Genomic DNA, 15,758 nt, shown 5'->3' with positions numbered 1-15,758 from the left:
ATAATTAGATATTCAGCCGGTAATAATGGGGTGAAATCAGGAAAAATTCAATGATTTCACCGATTAAATTTATTGATTGTTCTTTTTTACATCATTCCAAAGTTGATCCAAAGTTGCTAAGTCATACTTGGATTGTTCCGGATGACGCTGTCGAGCCAGATTTTCAACCTGCAAGAATCTTTCAATGAATTTTTCATTCGTTCCTTTTAGAGCAACTTGAGGGTCCACATTTAAATGTCTGGCAATATTACAAGCAACAAAAAGTACATCGCCGGTTTCGTCAATAATTTCTTTTTGATTTCCGCTTTTCATCGCCTCTCTCAGCTCTTCAAGTTCTTCTTGCATTTTATCAAAGACGAAGTCAATGGATGGCCAGTCAAAGCCAATTTTGCCGGCTTGTTTGGTCAGTTCAACAGCAACTTTCATTTCTGATAAATCGTTGTTGCTGATAACTGCCGATAAGATACTTTGGTTTTTTTTCATTAAGGTGGTAACGTAATAATAAAGTGAGCTCCTTTCAGTAGCTCGTGATATTTGATTTTAATTGTGCCTTGATAGGATTCTACAATATCGTTCACTATTGATAAACCAATTCCATGACCTTTTACTTTTTCATCACCACGCACGCCTCTTCCAAGCAGTTCACTACTTCTTTCGGGATTAATTCCCGGTCCATCATCGGCAATTTCAATAGTTAGTCCGGTTCTTTTTCGATTTTGATGAATGAGCGTTTTAATAGTCACAGATACATTTCGATCACACCATTTGTAAGCATTTTCCAGTAAATTACCAAGCAGCTCCATTAAATCGCCATGCTCCCCAAAAAACTCCGCTCCGGGTGCTACGGCAATATGTTTTTTAACTTTTTTGTTATGATAAACTTTATCAAGAGTTCTGATAATTTGTTCGAGTTTGTCAATGACCGGAATACCGACCGTAAATGTTCGATGACCAGCAACAGCTGCTCTTTTGAGTTGATACTCAACAATTTCATTCATATTGGCAATTTGCTCCTTAACCAAGTCCCGATTCACGCCTTGTTTGTTTTCTACTGCCGTGTTCATGATTGCCAATGGAGTTTTTAAGCTGTGTGCCAAATCACCCAGAGTTTTCCTTTGCCGATTTAAATTACCTCTTTCATTTTCAAGCAAGCGATTGAGATTGGTCGTTAAGCCTTCAAGCTCAGAGGGATAATTGTCGCTGATAGAGTCGATTTGACCCTTTTCTAACTCGGCAACATCAATTGTCAGGCGTTTGAGCGGGTTTAAAGACCAATACATAATTAAACCTTGAATACCTAGCAAAATAATACTGGTAAGTAACAACCACATCCACAAATTATTTTCAAACTCACGCAGCTCACGAAAATAGTTTTTGGCATCTTCAGTGACACTAACTATAAAGGGGACATCTCCGTTTTCAGTTTCAAAAATCAGCCCTTTACTCATTCTGAAATAATCATTTTGCTTGTGTCTCAAAGGAGCATCGAAAGTTGTTTCGCCGACCGGGACCTGCTGAGGTTCAGGTAAGTCAACACCAAGCATTGAGTCAGAATGCCAACGATAATCAGCACTGATAACATGAGCATAAATGCCGGATACTGGTTGTGTTAGTTTTGGAATTGGTAAAATTTCATCAACCTTAATGTTGCCACCGGGTGTGGATTCGACCACTGAAATCAGTGCAAAAACATAACCTTCAAGTCGTTCTTCCACAAGATTCATGGTTTTTTCCTGAAAGGCTTTGTCCATGACAAATCCAATTAAACCTAAAGCGACAAACAACGCCACTGTTGCAATAGTGAGCAATCGGTTGGTTAAGGAAAACTTCCTCAAAAACATTAGTCTTCAGCAGGTGGACGCATTCTATAACCTCGTCCTCTTAGTGTCTCTATGGTTTTATGTTTACTGTTATCAGGCTGTATTTTCTTTCTCAAGCGTCCGACAAATACTTCTATGACATTACTGTCTCTATCATAATCCTGATGATATATGTGTTCTGTGAGTGTTGTTTTAGAAATCACCTCATTCTGATGTAACATGAGATATTCCAATACCTTGTATTCATATGAAGTCAAATCGACGACCTCATCTGCAACCTTAACCTCTCCGGTTGTTGTATTCAATGTAACCTCTCCACAAACTAATTCAGGCGAGGAGAAGCCGGCTGAACGTCTGACCAAGGCATTCACTCTTGCCAGTAGTTCGGGAAAATGAAAAGGTTTCACCAAATAATCATCGGCTCCGGCGTCCAATCCCATAACTTTATCCTGCCATGAACCTCTGGCAGTCAGTACCAGAATAGGGAAAGTTTTTCCTTCATTTCTGAGTGTTTGAATGACCTCCATTCCGGCAATTTTCGGCAGGCCTAAATCAATAACTGCCACATCAAACTCAAATTCTCTACCTAAATAAAGGCCATCCTCACCATTGTCGGCACTTTCTACAATAAATCCTTCATCACCCAGACGTTTCTCTAAAACTTCTCTGAGATTTTCATCATCTTCGACTAATAAAATCTTCATTTCTTTTCGGAATTACCTCTTGTCGGCGGTGTCACTCTTTCAGGAACGGGTTGTTGATAATTTGGAACAGTTGTACGACTTCTGTCTCTGCTGTTGTTGCTAGGTGTTCTGTAATTATTGTTCTGTGAATTGAACTGAGATTGTCTGCTAAAACGACTGTAACTACTTCCAGAATTGCTTCTTTGGCTGGCATCCGGTTCTCTTCGATTATCGTATTTTTGGGCATCAATTTGATAAACACGAACTCTTCCCGATGGAGTCAAAACCTGAATGCGATGTGATTTTTTTCCTTGATTGACATTTGTTTTAGCAGATAAAACCTTGCCCTTGGATGTGCTTCTGACATATTCAGTTGCATCTTCCAAGCTCATTTCATTGTTGTTTTTTATTTGTGAAAATGCCGAAAAAGAACATAAAAGCAATAAAATAACAAACAATGGTTTTAATTTGAAATCAATCATCATAGTGAGTGTATTCTAGCACAACATTATGAATTGAACATGAATTATTAGCTTCTAGGAATTGTGCAGTTGTTCACGCATCGCATCAATAGTGGCTTTGTAATCCTCGGTATTAAAAATTGCCGAACCGGCAACAAAAGTATCCGCACCGGCTTGCATGATTTCACGAATATTATTAACTTTGACACCACCATCAATTTCCAAACGAATATCTCTGCCACTCTCGTCAATCAATTTACGAACAGCTTTGGTTTTGTTGAGGGTTTCAGAGATAAAACTCTGCCCTCCAAAGCCCGGATTCACCGACATCAGTAAAACCATGTCGAGTTTATCCATCACATGATTGAGAATGTTCAAAGGTGTAGCCGGATTCAAAACCAGCCCTGCCTGACAACCGGAGTCTTTTATCAAACCTAATGTACGGTCAACATGCTCTGATGCCTCGGGATGAAATGTTATTATGCTAGCACCTGCTTTGGCAAAATCCGGAATGATTCGATCCACCGGTTTAACCATTAAATGCACGTCAATAGGAGCCGTAATTCCGTAGTTTCTTAAAGCCTCACAAACCATTGGTCCAATGGTCAGATTTGGAACATAATGATTATCCATAACATCAAAATGCACCCAATCGGCACCGGCATCCAAAACAGCCTGTGTGTCTTCACCCAAACGAGCAAAATCGGCAGATAAAATAGACGGAGCAATAATAAATTTAGACATGACAACAACTCTTTAATAATTCATTTATTAGTTTTCACTAATATACCCGGATTGTCAAGCAAGTGTTATAGAAGTTAACTAGATAAGTTCCAGTTTTGCAAATTTGGCCGCCAAAATTTTTGGACCATGTTGTTGAAATTCGACCATGATTTGAGTGTAATCACCTTGGCCTGATTGTTCCAGAACCACTCCGTCACCAAAAACATTATGTCTCACCATCACACCGGGAGAATATTGAGCATAGGGTGAGACTTCCTGAGTTGAAAAATCCGATGAATAATTGCTTTGATTTGTAAAAATATTTCCCTGAATCTGATGAACCAGTTTTTGTGGGATTTCTCGAAGAAATTTGGACGGCATACAACCCTGAGTTCGTCCTCGAATCCGGCGTGAAGTTGCATAAGTCATGTAAAGTTGTTTTTCAGCGCGAGTGATGCCCACATAACACAAGCGGCGTTCTTCCTGTAATTTCTCAGGGTCATCCATCGAATTTTGATGCGGAAACAATCCTTGTTCCATTCCCACCAGAAAAACATAAGGGAACTCCAATCCCTTAGCACTGTGTAAAGTCATCAATTGCACACAGGGAATATCTTTATCGCTGCTACGTTCGCCCTGATCTAAACTGACTTGTGCGAGAAAAGAAGCCAAAGCGGTCATACCGATGGCATCATCTTCCTGCGACTTAACAAAAGTCTCTGCGGCATTCAGCAATTCATCCAGATTTTCCAAACGGGTCAAAGCTTTTTCCGGTGGTTCTTTTTGATAATGATCTTTTAGTCCGGTTCGTTCAATGACATCTTCAAACAAAGGATGCAAATGCTCTTTATCGTGATTGTGGTCAAACTCATCAATCATGTTGATAAAGGCAGCCAGCGAGGTTGCCGCCCGTGCCGAAACTGTTTTATTTTTCAATAATATTTCGACGGCAGACCATAAACTCACTCGATTAATTTGGGCACAATTACGAATCTGGTTGAGTGTTTGATTGCCCAGTCCTCTGGTCGGTGTGTTGATAATTCGTTCAAAACCCACATCGTCATGGCGATTGTTGACCAAACGCACATACGCCAGCACATCCTTGATTTCCATACGTTCAAAGAACCGTAAACCACCATAAACCCGATAAGCAATATCATGTTTGAGTAGATTTTCTTCCAGTAAGCGAGATTGAGCATTGGAGCGATATAAAAGAGCAATCTGATCGCCATCAATCCCCGAGTCTATCAGTCGTTGGACTTCTTCGGCGACAAAAGCTGCTTCATCATATTCTGAATAAGCACCATAATACTGAATCAATTCGCCACCCGGTTGCTCCGTCCATAAATCTTTACCCAAGCGTTTGGCGTTGTTTTTAATCACCGCATTGGCAGCGTTCAGAATGTTTTGTGTGGAACGATAATTTTGCTCCAGTTTATACATCGAAGTCGCTGGGAAAAACTTCTTAAAATTAAGAATATGATCAATTTTCGCTCCGCGCCAGGCGTAAATCGACTGATCATCATCACCCACAACCATGACACGGTTTTTATCGCCGGCAAGCAAACGCACAAAAGCCGACTGAATATCATTGGTATCCTGAAACTCATCCACCAGTATGGCATTAAATCGTGACTGATAATGCTGTAACAGAGTCGGATTTTTCAAAAGTAACTGGTGAGTTCGCAACAACATCTCGGCAAAATCTACCAAACCTCCTCGGTCGCAGTGATCCTGATAATGTTGATAAATTCGAATCAATGTTGATGAATTATCATCACCAAAATCATCAATTTCTTCAGCTCGGATTCCCTCGTTTTTCTTATCGTTGATAAAACCCTGAACCGCACGCGGAATCCACTGTTTTTCATCCAAATCCAAATCCGAAATGACACGTCGAATCAACCGATACTGATCCTCAGAATCCAGAATCTGAAAGTTCTTCGGCAACTCCGCCTGTTCGTGATGCATGGTCAACATTCGTAAAGCAATCGAATGAAATGTCCCAATCCACATACCGGAAATTGGTTTATCCAGCAAATGCGACACCCGATTTCGCATCTCAGCAGCAGCTTTGTTGGTAAACGTCACCGCCAAAACCGAATACGGCGAAACGCCCTCCGCAGCCAATAACCAGGCAATGCGATAAACCAACACCCTCGTCTTCCCCGAACCCGCACCCGCCAACACTAAAGCATGCAACGCATCGGTGGTCACCGCTTCTGCTTGAGCTTCATTCAAATTGATGAGAAGTTTGTGTGTGCTTATCACAGAGTGTTGTTTTTATCAAAGCGAGTGATTATAAATGATTTTGGAGTTTTATGGGAATTTAATAAGGAACACAGAGAGCACAGAGAAGGCACGGAGTTGCACGGAGGTTTTTTATTTGTAAACTGTCATTTCCACGAAGGCGAATATCTCATTAAGAGCTGTGATTTTGTTTAAGACGGTATAGGAACGCAAAGACCGCAAAGGAGACGCGAAGTATCGCAAAGACACCAATTGTCATTCTGAGAAACGAAGTGACGAAGAATCTCTTAATATTATAAGGAACACAGAGAGCACAGAGAAGACACAGAGTTGCACGGAGATTTTTAGTTCATAAGCCATCATTGCGATTCTACTCTAGTCATTAATCTCATTGGGAATCGTAGTTTTCTTTAGATATTGATAAGGAACACAGAGAGCACAGAGAACACACAGAGTTCGCAAAGACACCAATTGTCATTCTGAGAAACGAAGTGACGAAGAATCTAATATAATCTTCAATTCTGCGTGGAAAAACGTCACAAATTTTGAATCTATTGACAGTCAATAGCAAAATGCTTAGTATTTAATTTCATTCTACTAAAACCAAAGAGGGATTTATGCGATTCAATTATTTTTTCAAAGTCTTATTACTAATTCATATTTTCTATAGCTTGAATGCTCAAGCTATTTCTTGTCCTGTTGTTTCTTCTATTAGCAATGGAGACGAAGCAACAAAAATAGTTGGAACTCAAAGTGTGCATTTGAATGAAGTCAATCAATTAAACTCAAATTATGTTTATGCGGATGAAATGGATGTTGAGTTATGGGTATCTAAATGTGTAGATGACGGAGAAGAAGAATATTCCTTAGTTGTAACTGTTACACCAACGATTCTTGGAAAGTCAAAAGGTACAGGCGTTTATGATATAGCAGTCATTCAAAATAATCAGCAATTTGAAGGTGTATTTTATATTGATGATAATTTATATGTGTCTAGTGATTATTGGTTAGCTATGGCAACAATTTTTTGGCCGTCTGGATCTGTAACATCTGTACCTACATCTGGATTAGATTTAACACAACCATTTACATTAATTCTTTCTTGCTCCTCCGTCTACGACAATGTTTCAGATTGTTCATCTGTAAATCCCGATATGTTCTTTGAAATCGACCCTCAAGCAGGGAATAGCACTAATACAATCTCTTCTGTCAATGGTTCTTGGCATGATCCAGCTTATGGTGGTTCTGGATATAATGTCGTTCAAACTCCTATTGGTTATCTAATGTATTTTTACGGATATAAAGAAGACTCCAATGGCGAAGCTTTGTGGCTGATTTCATCAATTGGTCCTCAAATAATTACAAAAGATGAAACATTTACTCTTGATATGTTATCCGGTTTTCCGGGTAATGGTGGTAGTTTGACAACAAAACCGAATACTCCCAACTCAGGAACGACCCATTGGGGGACGGCTGATGTTACTTTTAATGATTGTCGGAATGGTGTTGTTAAATTAACGAAAGATAATAATACATCTGTCACACATACTATCAAACTGCTTGCAGGTATTGATGGTGTTGATTGTGTCGATTGATTTGATTTTAAACCCCTTACATTTCGCTGAGACACGGAGAAATATTTGCACAGCCTTTGCGAAACTCTGCGTCTTCTTTGTGCTCTTTGCGTTCCTTATGCGAGTATATCTAAAGCGGTTTCCTTCGCCCAAATCTGATAAGTCAATTCGGAGGGATGAACTCCATCACTGAAAAACAGTTCGGGTTTTGGCTCTATTCCCAACTCCCTGCACCATTTTTCAATATCAATTGGTTTGTCATGATAGGAGACGTTTTCAAATGATTGAACCGTTCTTGCCAGTTCCTGACCTAGAATTTCGACCAAATTTCCCAACACAAAGCGCATGGAAAACGAAAAAGCAGGAAATTTCTTTATCGGTGGCATGCTGGTGAAATAGATTTGTGTTTGAGGAGATTTGTTTTGGAAATGAGTGATGATTTTGATTATGTTTTTTTTCCATTGTCCCGGAGTTTTGAGGGTAAAAGCATCATTGGCTCCCATTCCAAGGACGATGATATCAGCTTCTTTTTCATCAATTGTTGGCAGGATTTTTTCAATAATATCTTTACTGGTATATCCGCTTTTGGCATAAACTTTCCAGTCGATGCTTCTGCCGGTTTTTTCAGAAAGCTCTTTCGCCAGCATTCCGCTGAAACCTTCCTTATGCGATTCAACCCCAACTCCTGCAATGGTGCTTTCGCCTATGGTCAGTAGTTTTAAAGGTTTTTGTGAAGATACTGTGGACTTGTAAAATCCCTCAGTGTCGCTTGCTTCCGGCAATTGGGGAATCTTCCGACGAACCCGTTTGGCATCGAAGTAAAGAATAGGCAACAATGGCAAGGATAAAATTGTTAGTGATAAATATTTAAGGCTCATAAATTTATGTGTTACAGCTTATTATGGGCACAGCCCATCTTACAATTATCAGACTTTCCAACACTCCATATCTTTATTCAAAGTATATATTTTATCGTCGAGATATTAAACTTTTACAGAAATAACAGAGTTTGTGAAATTCTGAGAAAATGACAAGTTGACAGTAAAAAAACCTCCGTGAAACTCTGTGACTTCTCCGCGACCTCCGTATTCCTAACATATAAAAATCTTTGCGTAACTTACATAACCTTAAAAAAACCGAAAACGCTTCACGGCACTAAAAAAAGCAATTACCGATAGCACAGCCAAAGCCAGAATTTGTGGCAGAATTTCAGAAATTTGACCACCAAAATACATGAGTTCGTGCATAGAGTCCATGACCCAGCCGGTTGGAAGAACGGATGCCAGAGACTGCATCCACTCGGGTGTGATTTCAATCGGCCACCAGCAACCGCCCAATGCTGCCATCAGCAGAGAAAAAATGGTGGCAATAGCACTCACTTGCCCTTCAGATTTGGCAAAACTTCCGAGCAATACGGCTAGTGCAGAGTTAAATGCTGCCCATAAAAGCAGAATCAAAATGATGGAAACGATGTGATTTCCCCAGTAGATTTTGAATATCAACCAGCCAATCAACATACCATAAATCATTTGCAGCAACGTGATAAACCATTTACCCAACCATTTGCCCATAATGATTTCTTTTCGAGTCAGTGGCGATGCTGCCATTCTTTTGAGAACACCTGATTGTCGTTCCAGGAACAAACTTTGTGCGCCACTAGAGAGAGCAATCATCATGATGAACATGACCAAAATTCCGGGGACTGCCTGATTGAATCCGGATGGAATATCCAGTTTTTCACCGGCAGAAGTAACATATAATTCGAGATTTTTGGGTAAATTATTAACTTCATCGAAGTTGGTTTGTTCAGCATCAGGGTTGAGCTTTTTAAATACCAAAAAATCGCCAATGGTTTGATAAACAGCTTTTTCAATAAAGAACGAATCCCTATCCTGAGTCAAACCTCCGGCTGTGCTTTTGTATTGGATTTGAATTTGTTTTCCACTATCAAAATCTATTTGCAAATTTTTCGGAAGCCATAATTTTCGAGTGTAGTTTTCAAAATGATATTTACGTTCTTCAGCATCATTTTTCTCATTGAAAACAATGGTGTTTAAATTTTCCTGTTGCAAACGATAAACGATTTGTTTGGCTATCGGACTTTCTTCTGTTTGTCCGGGAAAGACTTCCCAGACAGCGATATTCGTTTTTTGAGTGGAATTGCCTGAAAAACCACTAGTGGTAGAGCCGATAAAACCAAAAAACACAATCGGCATAACAAATAACCAAATCAGTAATGTCTTTTCTTTGAGTGAATAAACGAAGTCTTTTTTTGCGATAAATAATATGTTTCTCAGCATGTTAAGACCTCGCAAAACCGGGTAATTTAATTCGATTTAAAAACCAGAAAAACACTATCATTGCCAGAGCAATCAGTACCGGAACAGTCAGAATAGACAGAGGGTTGCCTTTTACCAGCCATTGATTGAAACTTTGTAACAAATAACCATTAGGTAAATATTGCCCGATGGCGACCATCCATTTCGGCATGGTTTCAAAAGGAAAGAAACTTCCTCCCAGCATCAGTAACGGAAAAACCATCGCTGATGTGATGATTGAAGCTGATTTTTCCGATGGCATCAGTAAGCATAAAAACAGCATCATATTGGTCAGAACCAGTCCCGAGAGCATTAACCAACCGATAATGATAACAATTTTACTGAGGGATAGTTTCAGGATAAACAATCCGAGTAAACCAATGACAATCGCTATCAAGGAAAAAACCACTATTCCTGCCAGTAATTTGCCATTCATGTATTGAACCAGACCACCGGGGGATGAAAGCAACCTTGAGCTGATTCCCTGAGATTTGTCTTTCCAAAATTCTAAAGCCAGACCTTGTGCAGCAAATAACAATGACATAAACAAAATTCCGGAGAACATGTTTAGCATGAAAGAACTTTTATTGGTTGATTGCTTTTCTTCTTTAACCTTGACCGCCTTGATTTGTGGAGGAATCAGTTGCTTTTCGATGCTTTCAATGGCCTTTTTAATTTGAATACTCATCATTGCCATTTGCGCGTCGGAGACATCTTTTCCATTGAGTAAGTCGTTAAACTGTCGCAATTCATCAGCAAACAAAACCTGGATGTAATGCCCTCCGTCTGTTAAAACTCCGACTGCTGTTTCAGCAATCTGAGGAAGAATATTTTGTCCGGGATTTTTAACAAGTTTGATTTTGGTGGGTTGTTTATTGAGGAATTTTTCCGAGAATCCTTCTTCAATTTCCAACCAGACACTGGCATCGCCATCATCTATCAGGCTTTGTGCTTCTGTTGATGTTGCTTCTTTGAGGATAAACATTTCAGCGAGAGGACCTTGATTGAAACCACCAATCAGCAACTTTGATAAAGTGCTTTTATCATGGTCAGTCACCAATAGTTTCCCAATTGGTTTGGCGTTCCCACCGGAACCAGTTATCAGAAAAAATAAGCCGCCAATCAGCATTGGAATTGTCAGAAACATCAGCAATTGCCACTTTTCAGCAAACAATTTTCTCAACGAAAGTTTTGCGACGGAGAGTGCAAATTTCATGCGGCATCTCTCAAGGCTCTGCCGGTGAGTTTGATAAACAAACTTTCCAGATTCGCTTGTGCTAAATTCACATTACTAATTTTTCCATGTTGAGATTCAATGGACTTCATCACGGAAGAAAGATTTTTAGGAGCGTCATTAATAAGTAATCTAATTTCATTTTCAGATTGCTCTAAAATTTCTGCACCCATACTTTCCAATTCTGAACTCTCGGGATTATGAAATTGCCCTTGAAAGGTAATTAAATCTCTTTCGCCTAATTGCGAACGCAAGGCATCAACGGTTCCGGTAGCGATGATTTCGCCTTTGTCGATAATTGCCAGATTGTCACACAATCGTTCGGCTTCTTCCATGTAGTGCGTGGTGTAGATAACGGCAGTTCCTTGTTCTTTGAGTTTGAGAATTGCTTGCATCAGATGTTCGCGTGATTGCGGGTCTATTCCAACCGTTGGCTCATCCAGCAATAATGCTGCCGGCTTGTGTAAAACTGCACAGGCAAAGTTTAAACGTCGTTTCATTCCTCCGCTAAACTGATTCACAGCATCTTTTTGCCGGGTTTCCAAACCAACTTCATTCAGAACTTGTTGAATTCGTTCTTGTAATTGATTGCCCGATAATCCGTAAGCAGAACCCCAGAACACTAAATTTTCATAAGCGGATAAATCTTCATAAAGAGCCAGTTCCTGAGGAACTAGACCCAATGATTGTTTGGCTTTAACAGAGTCTGTGGTGATATTATATCCATTGATTAAAACCGAACCATCTGTCGGTGAAATCAAACCGCTAATGCAGTTGATGGTTGTTGATTTTCCGGCACCGTTCGGGCCTAGTAAACCGAATATTTCCCCGGCTTTGGCAACAAAATTGACGCTGTTAACAGCTTGAAATGAACCGTAAATTTTACTGAGACCCTTAACTTCTATCATTTTTACCCCTGATAAAGTGTTCTTTATAAAAACGAACTTGCAGATTTATTGTTACAATCATAGCAAATATCGCTTAAAATTACGCAGCACGGATTTGTTTTTTCTCTAAATTATTATGAAAGTTGTTAATCTGATTCTCTTGTTTTTGATAGTCATCATGCTATGGATGCGATGGTTTGGCTATGGAGGAAGCAAAGATTTGCAAGAAAAAGAATATTTGTTTCAACAGCAATTAGAAAAGAACAAAGAATTAAAAGCCCGTAACGAACAATTAAAAGCCGAAATCAAAGATTTAGACCAAGGTATGGAAGCAACAGAAGAAAGAGCTCGTTCAGAAATGGGTATGGTGAAACCGGATGAAACATTTATTCAAGTCATCGAAGAGGGTAGCAATCAATGAAACATTTAATTATCAACGAGACTGTTTTGGCGTTGCTGGGATATATCGCATGGATGTTAGTTTTGGTTTTAAGCATTATTTTGGTAAGAAGTTATTTGGTGCTTGCCGGCAAAAAACCACCGAATCATTTTAGGCCGGATGGTACCGATGTTTCACCTTTAGTTGAAAGAATGTCCCGTGTTCATGCCAATGGTTATGAACACTTTCCGATATTTGGCGGTTTACTCATCTTGTCTTTGGTTTTGTATAAAGGTAAAATTACCAACTCTTTGGCACTGTACTTTCTGACACTTCGTCTGGCACAAGGAGTGACCCACATTATTTCAAAAAGTCCAATTGCAACCTATATGCGACTGACTTTTTTCCTTTCACAATGTGGAATCGCAATTTATTGGATTATCGGCTTTATTAAATAGAACAATCCTTTTTGCCCTGAATAAAGGGTTATCTCGGTTTGCTGGATTCATTTCGAAGTGACCTTGAAGAGTTTTTGGGTTAGAATAATCATACAAAAATACAAAAGAGGGTATCATGAAAGCATTATTGTTTTTGTTTGTTTTAGTAGCAAGTGGTTTACCCAATATCAGTTATAGTCAAAATAATTCTCAAAACTCACAGCAGTCCGTTCGTATTGTGGGCACAATCAAGTGGTATATGGAAGCCAAAGGGTATGGACTTATTACGGGAGATGATGGACGTGAAGTTACTGTCCATTTTTCTGCGATTCAAGGGGGTGGCAATCTGAGAGAAGGACCACTAGTGTCCGGTTAAAATATTTCATGCGAATTCCAAAGTGGTTTGGAGCTTGTCAATAAGCATTTGTTTTTCCCTTCGCCGTCGATAATAGTCAGTATTTATGCTGTCTTTTATGAATAATCCATGTTGTAGCCAAGTTTGTAAATCGATTAACTTTGACCATCCTTTTGATGCTTTTTGCATCAATTTCATTAGCAAATAACTTATCAAGGCTGTGTAAATTTGAATCCTAATGGCATTCTCTGATTGACCAAAATATGTTTTTAGTTTCAACTTTTGCTTTATCCATTTAAAAAATAATTCAATCTGCCAACGCTGTTTGTACAGATTCGCTATTTCAATGGCACTACGATCAAAGTCATTGGTTAGAATCTTCATTGGCTTCTTATCTTCACGATAAATAGTAACCATACGCAGGTCTTTATTGGCATATTTGTTTTTTCTTCCGCCGCCGGGGCTGTGGTTTGTTAGATGAATGATTTGGTCTGATTGAATTATGGCCTCATCTTTCTTCTCAACATCTGTTTCTTTAACAACTTTCATGGCGATATTAACTTTTGCACGAGTCACGAAAAAAGCCTTTGATTCATTGATTTTATGCCACCAGTTATAGTCCGTATAGCCTTTATCTACAACATATGTAGTACCTTTTTGGATTTCTATATTTGTTCGTGCATCAACAATATCATTAACATTTGGATGTGTGATATTGGAATACATTGGAGCATCATCAGCGCTATTTAATTCCACATGTATTTTTAAGCCAACCGACCTTATGGTTCTGTTCTTTAATGCCCATTCATAGCCCCGTGATTTTAGCGTTATTGGTGTGGAATCAATAATCGAAATAAAGTCTTTACATTTCTTTTTATGTTTGGATGAGAACTGACCCATCAGAACTTCACAAATTTGTTTAAAAGGCTCGATACTTCTTTTGCTTAATGCTTCTGAAAATGTAGAGCGTTTCACTTTTGAAGTGTTCATATGATAGTGGCTATTTGTGTGAGTATTAAAACCACTGATCACTCTTCTTAGTGATTTGGTTTGAGTAATCTGTCCGTAAAGCAATATGTGTAATAAATCCCAGGTTTTGAATGATTTTAGGTATCTGTCTGCTTTTTCGTTGGCAATTATTTTTTTAAATGCATTTTTGGGGAAATGGTTCAATAACTGAGAAAATCGTGTCATACTCTTCATAGTTGCAATGTTTGTGTTTTTTAAGTCTGAAAACTTGGTTATATACCGCAAAACCAAACATTGCAATGCTTTCAGAACATACTCTAAAAATTTAACCGGACACTAGTGGAGAGAAGGACAAACTGTTGAGTATTCGGTGGTTAAGGGGCCTAGAGGGGAAATAGCTACAAATGTGGTTCCTTTAAATTAATACAGAGCTTTAAAAAGAAGGAGTGTATGAAAGACAATATTTGGTTAGAAGATGGTGAAACTATTGTAGGAAGCTGGTCGGTATCGACTGATGGAATTAAGTCCTACGGTAAAATATATGTCACCAACAAATATTTCAGATATAACCAACAAGGTTCTTTGGAGCAAGTTCAACAGGGATTTAGGAAGCATTTGATTCATGTCGATAACCAGAAATTTTTGGCAGTTCCTTATAACGAAATTGAAAAAGCTGAAATCGTTAAGCAACTGGTAATCTTCAAAAACCTCAAACTGACTTTAAAATCCGGTGAAAGTCTAACCTTTCGTTTTGGTGTGATGAGTCCTCAGAATGCTGTGGATGCAATCCATTCTCATATATGAGGATATGACATCTATAAATTGATGATCATCGGAATTGAAAACACTCAAACGAATCATCGAAGATGACATCCGGATTGGAGTTGGGCTGATAGATGTCACATTGTTCAAAATTATAAAGATAGTCATCATCATTGCCAAAATTAATGCGAAAGGCATCGATATATCCAATGAATGAGTTCCCCCATCCGGAACCGACTCCGGTATTTATGCCAATGATATAAGTATTAGCTCCGATAGAAATGACAGGGTCTCCGCCAATTCCGGTAGGGTTGCCGTTTATCCAGTCATCAAGAGTCGAATTATAGTTCTGTATCACGCCGGAACCTCCCGGACTACTTTGCACATAAACCCAGAAATTATCATTTATCATGTCAGTCAGTTCCCAGCTGTCTTCAGGAGCCGGGTTGATACCGTTATAAACTCCTTCCCATATCAACAAACCAAAGGTGTCGTCAGCCGGACTCCCCACTGTTCCTCCGTCATCGAAAAATAACAAACGAACAGCCGGAATGAAATGTGGGGAAGTAGTACTCGCAGAATCTCTGTACCAGGCGATATTGAGTGCAGATACATTTCCCAGAGTGCGATTGGGGAAATCAATTGTATCCGATGATACTTGCCATAAAAATTGAAAATCCGCTTTATCCTGTCCGTTTGTTATGGTATCCGTAGCAAACATTAATGAGCCATCTCCAAAAAGAGGAACATTTCCATTCATTTCAACCATTGCATCCTCTCGGATATTGACTGGATTCCAGCCTTGAGGATGATTTGGAGTGATTATGATTTCTTCAAAGGCTGAACTGTCAAAAAAAATTGTCAGTAAGCAAATTATACTCAGTATTTTCATTTTTATTCCTTATT

16 protein-coding genes and 1 pseudogene are annotated in these 15,758 nt (G+C 39.1%); 5 read left to right on the top strand and 12 right to left on the bottom strand.

Annotated features, from left to right (window positions below):
* Positions 1-69: 69 nt before the first annotated feature.
* The 6 genes from R3F25_06515 to uvrD form a co-directional block, all read right to left on the bottom strand.
* A complete protein-coding gene (locus R3F25_06515) occupies positions 70-483 on the bottom strand; it encodes a MazG nucleotide pyrophosphohydrolase domain-containing protein (GenBank protein MEZ5496467.1) in 414 nt (137 codons plus the stop codon).
* Entirely contained in the window at positions 483-1,835 is a 1,353-nt protein-coding gene (locus R3F25_06510) for an ATP-binding protein (GenBank protein MEZ5496466.1), read from the bottom strand. Before R3F25_06510 ends, R3F25_06515 begins: the two co-directional genes overlap by 1 nt.
* Before the next feature lie 5 nt (positions 1,836-1,840).
* Positions 1,841-2,524, bottom strand: coding sequence for a response regulator transcription factor (locus R3F25_06505; GenBank protein MEZ5496465.1), 684 nt, complete (start codon positions 2,522-2,524; stop codon positions 1,841-1,843).
* Positions 2,521-2,988 (bottom strand): hypothetical protein, encoded by a 468-nt coding sequence (locus tag R3F25_06500; protein MEZ5496464.1) that lies wholly within the window; start codon positions 2,986-2,988, stop codon positions 2,521-2,523. The genes R3F25_06505 and R3F25_06500 overlap by 4 nt, the downstream gene beginning before the upstream one ends.
* 51 nt (positions 2,989-3,039) lie before the next feature.
* Positions 3,040-3,708: a ribulose-phosphate 3-epimerase gene (gene rpe, locus R3F25_06495; GenBank protein MEZ5496463.1), complete on the bottom strand. Its 669-nt coding sequence runs from the start codon at positions 3,706-3,708 to the stop codon at positions 3,040-3,042.
* 78 nt (positions 3,709-3,786) lie between these two features.
* Complete coding sequence (gene uvrD / locus R3F25_06490; GenBank protein MEZ5496462.1) at positions 3,787-5,958, bottom strand: DNA helicase II; 2,172 nt, start codon at positions 5,956-5,958, stop codon at positions 3,787-3,789.
* A 596-nt stretch (positions 5,959-6,554) separates the two neighbouring features.
* On the opposite strand from uvrD, the gene R3F25_06485 reads away from it, so the two are divergent.
* Entirely contained in the window at positions 6,555-7,532 is a 978-nt protein-coding gene (locus tag R3F25_06485) for a hypothetical protein (protein ID MEZ5496461.1), read from the top strand.
* Between the two features lie 95 nt (positions 7,533-7,627).
* On the opposite strand, the gene R3F25_06480 is transcribed toward R3F25_06485, so the two are convergent.
* The 4 genes from R3F25_06480 to R3F25_06465 all read right to left on the bottom strand — a co-directional run bounded on the left by R3F25_06480 (position 7,628) and on the right by R3F25_06465 (position 11,971).
* Complete coding sequence (locus R3F25_06480) at positions 7,628-8,389, bottom strand: SGNH/GDSL hydrolase family protein (protein MEZ5496460.1); 762 nt, start codon at positions 8,387-8,389, stop codon at positions 7,628-7,630.
* 249 nt (positions 8,390-8,638) lie between these two features.
* Positions 8,639-9,811, bottom strand: coding sequence for an ABC transporter permease (locus R3F25_06475; protein ID MEZ5496459.1), 1,173 nt, complete (start codon positions 9,809-9,811; stop codon positions 8,639-8,641).
* A gap of 1 nt (position 9,812) precedes the next feature.
* Complete coding sequence (locus R3F25_06470) at positions 9,813-11,045, bottom strand: ABC transporter permease (GenBank protein MEZ5496458.1); 1,233 nt, start codon at positions 11,043-11,045, stop codon at positions 9,813-9,815.
* Positions 11,042-11,971: an ABC transporter ATP-binding protein gene (locus tag R3F25_06465; GenBank protein MEZ5496457.1), complete on the bottom strand. Its 930-nt coding sequence runs from the start codon at positions 11,969-11,971 to the stop codon at positions 11,042-11,044. The genes R3F25_06470 and R3F25_06465 overlap by 4 nt, the downstream gene beginning before the upstream one ends.
* A gap of 115 nt (positions 11,972-12,086) precedes the next feature.
* On the opposite strand from R3F25_06465, the gene ftsB reads away from it, so the two are divergent.
* The 3 genes and pseudogenes from ftsB to R3F25_06450 all read left to right on the top strand — a co-directional run bounded on the left by ftsB (position 12,087) and on the right by R3F25_06450 (position 13,136).
* On the top strand, positions 12,087-12,371 hold the full coding sequence (gene ftsB / locus R3F25_06460) for a cell division protein FtsB (GenBank protein MEZ5496456.1): 285 nt from the start codon (positions 12,087-12,089) through the stop codon (positions 12,369-12,371).
* Positions 12,368-12,787, top strand: a complete 420-nt coding sequence (locus R3F25_06455; protein MEZ5496455.1) for an MAPEG family protein — start codon at positions 12,368-12,370, stop codon at positions 12,785-12,787. Before ftsB ends, R3F25_06455 begins: the two co-directional genes overlap by 4 nt.
* Before the next feature lie 214 nt (positions 12,788-13,001).
* A pseudogene (locus R3F25_06450) lies at positions 13,002-13,136 on the top strand (cold shock domain-containing protein).
* 12 nt (positions 13,137-13,148) lie between these two features.
* Here R3F25_06450 and R3F25_06445 read toward each other — a convergent pair.
* Positions 13,149-14,315 carry an IS4 family transposase gene (locus tag R3F25_06445; GenBank protein MEZ5496454.1) on the bottom strand — a complete coding sequence of 389 codons (1,167 nt, stop codon included), beginning with the start codon at positions 14,313-14,315 and terminating at the stop codon, positions 13,149-13,151.
* A gap of 225 nt (positions 14,316-14,540) precedes the next feature.
* Here R3F25_06445 and R3F25_06440 point away from each other — a divergent pair, with 225 nt between their 5' ends.
* Positions 14,541-14,894, top strand: coding sequence for a hypothetical protein (locus R3F25_06440; protein MEZ5496453.1), 354 nt, complete (start codon positions 14,541-14,543; stop codon positions 14,892-14,894).
* Between the two features lie 25 nt (positions 14,895-14,919).
* Here the strand turns inward: R3F25_06440 and R3F25_06435 are convergent, their stop codons facing one another.
* A complete protein-coding gene (locus R3F25_06435) occupies positions 14,920-15,744 on the bottom strand; it encodes a hypothetical protein (GenBank protein MEZ5496452.1) in 825 nt (274 codons plus the stop codon).
* Positions 15,745-15,758: the final 14 nt, after the last annotated feature.

The organism is Gammaproteobacteria bacterium (assembly GCA_041395445.1).
Classification (GTDB): Bacteria; Pseudomonadota; Gammaproteobacteria; order Xanthomonadales; family Marinicellaceae; genus NORP309.
Note: the sequence above shows the minus strand (reverse complement) of the source record. Positions and strands in the feature narration are given on the sequence as shown.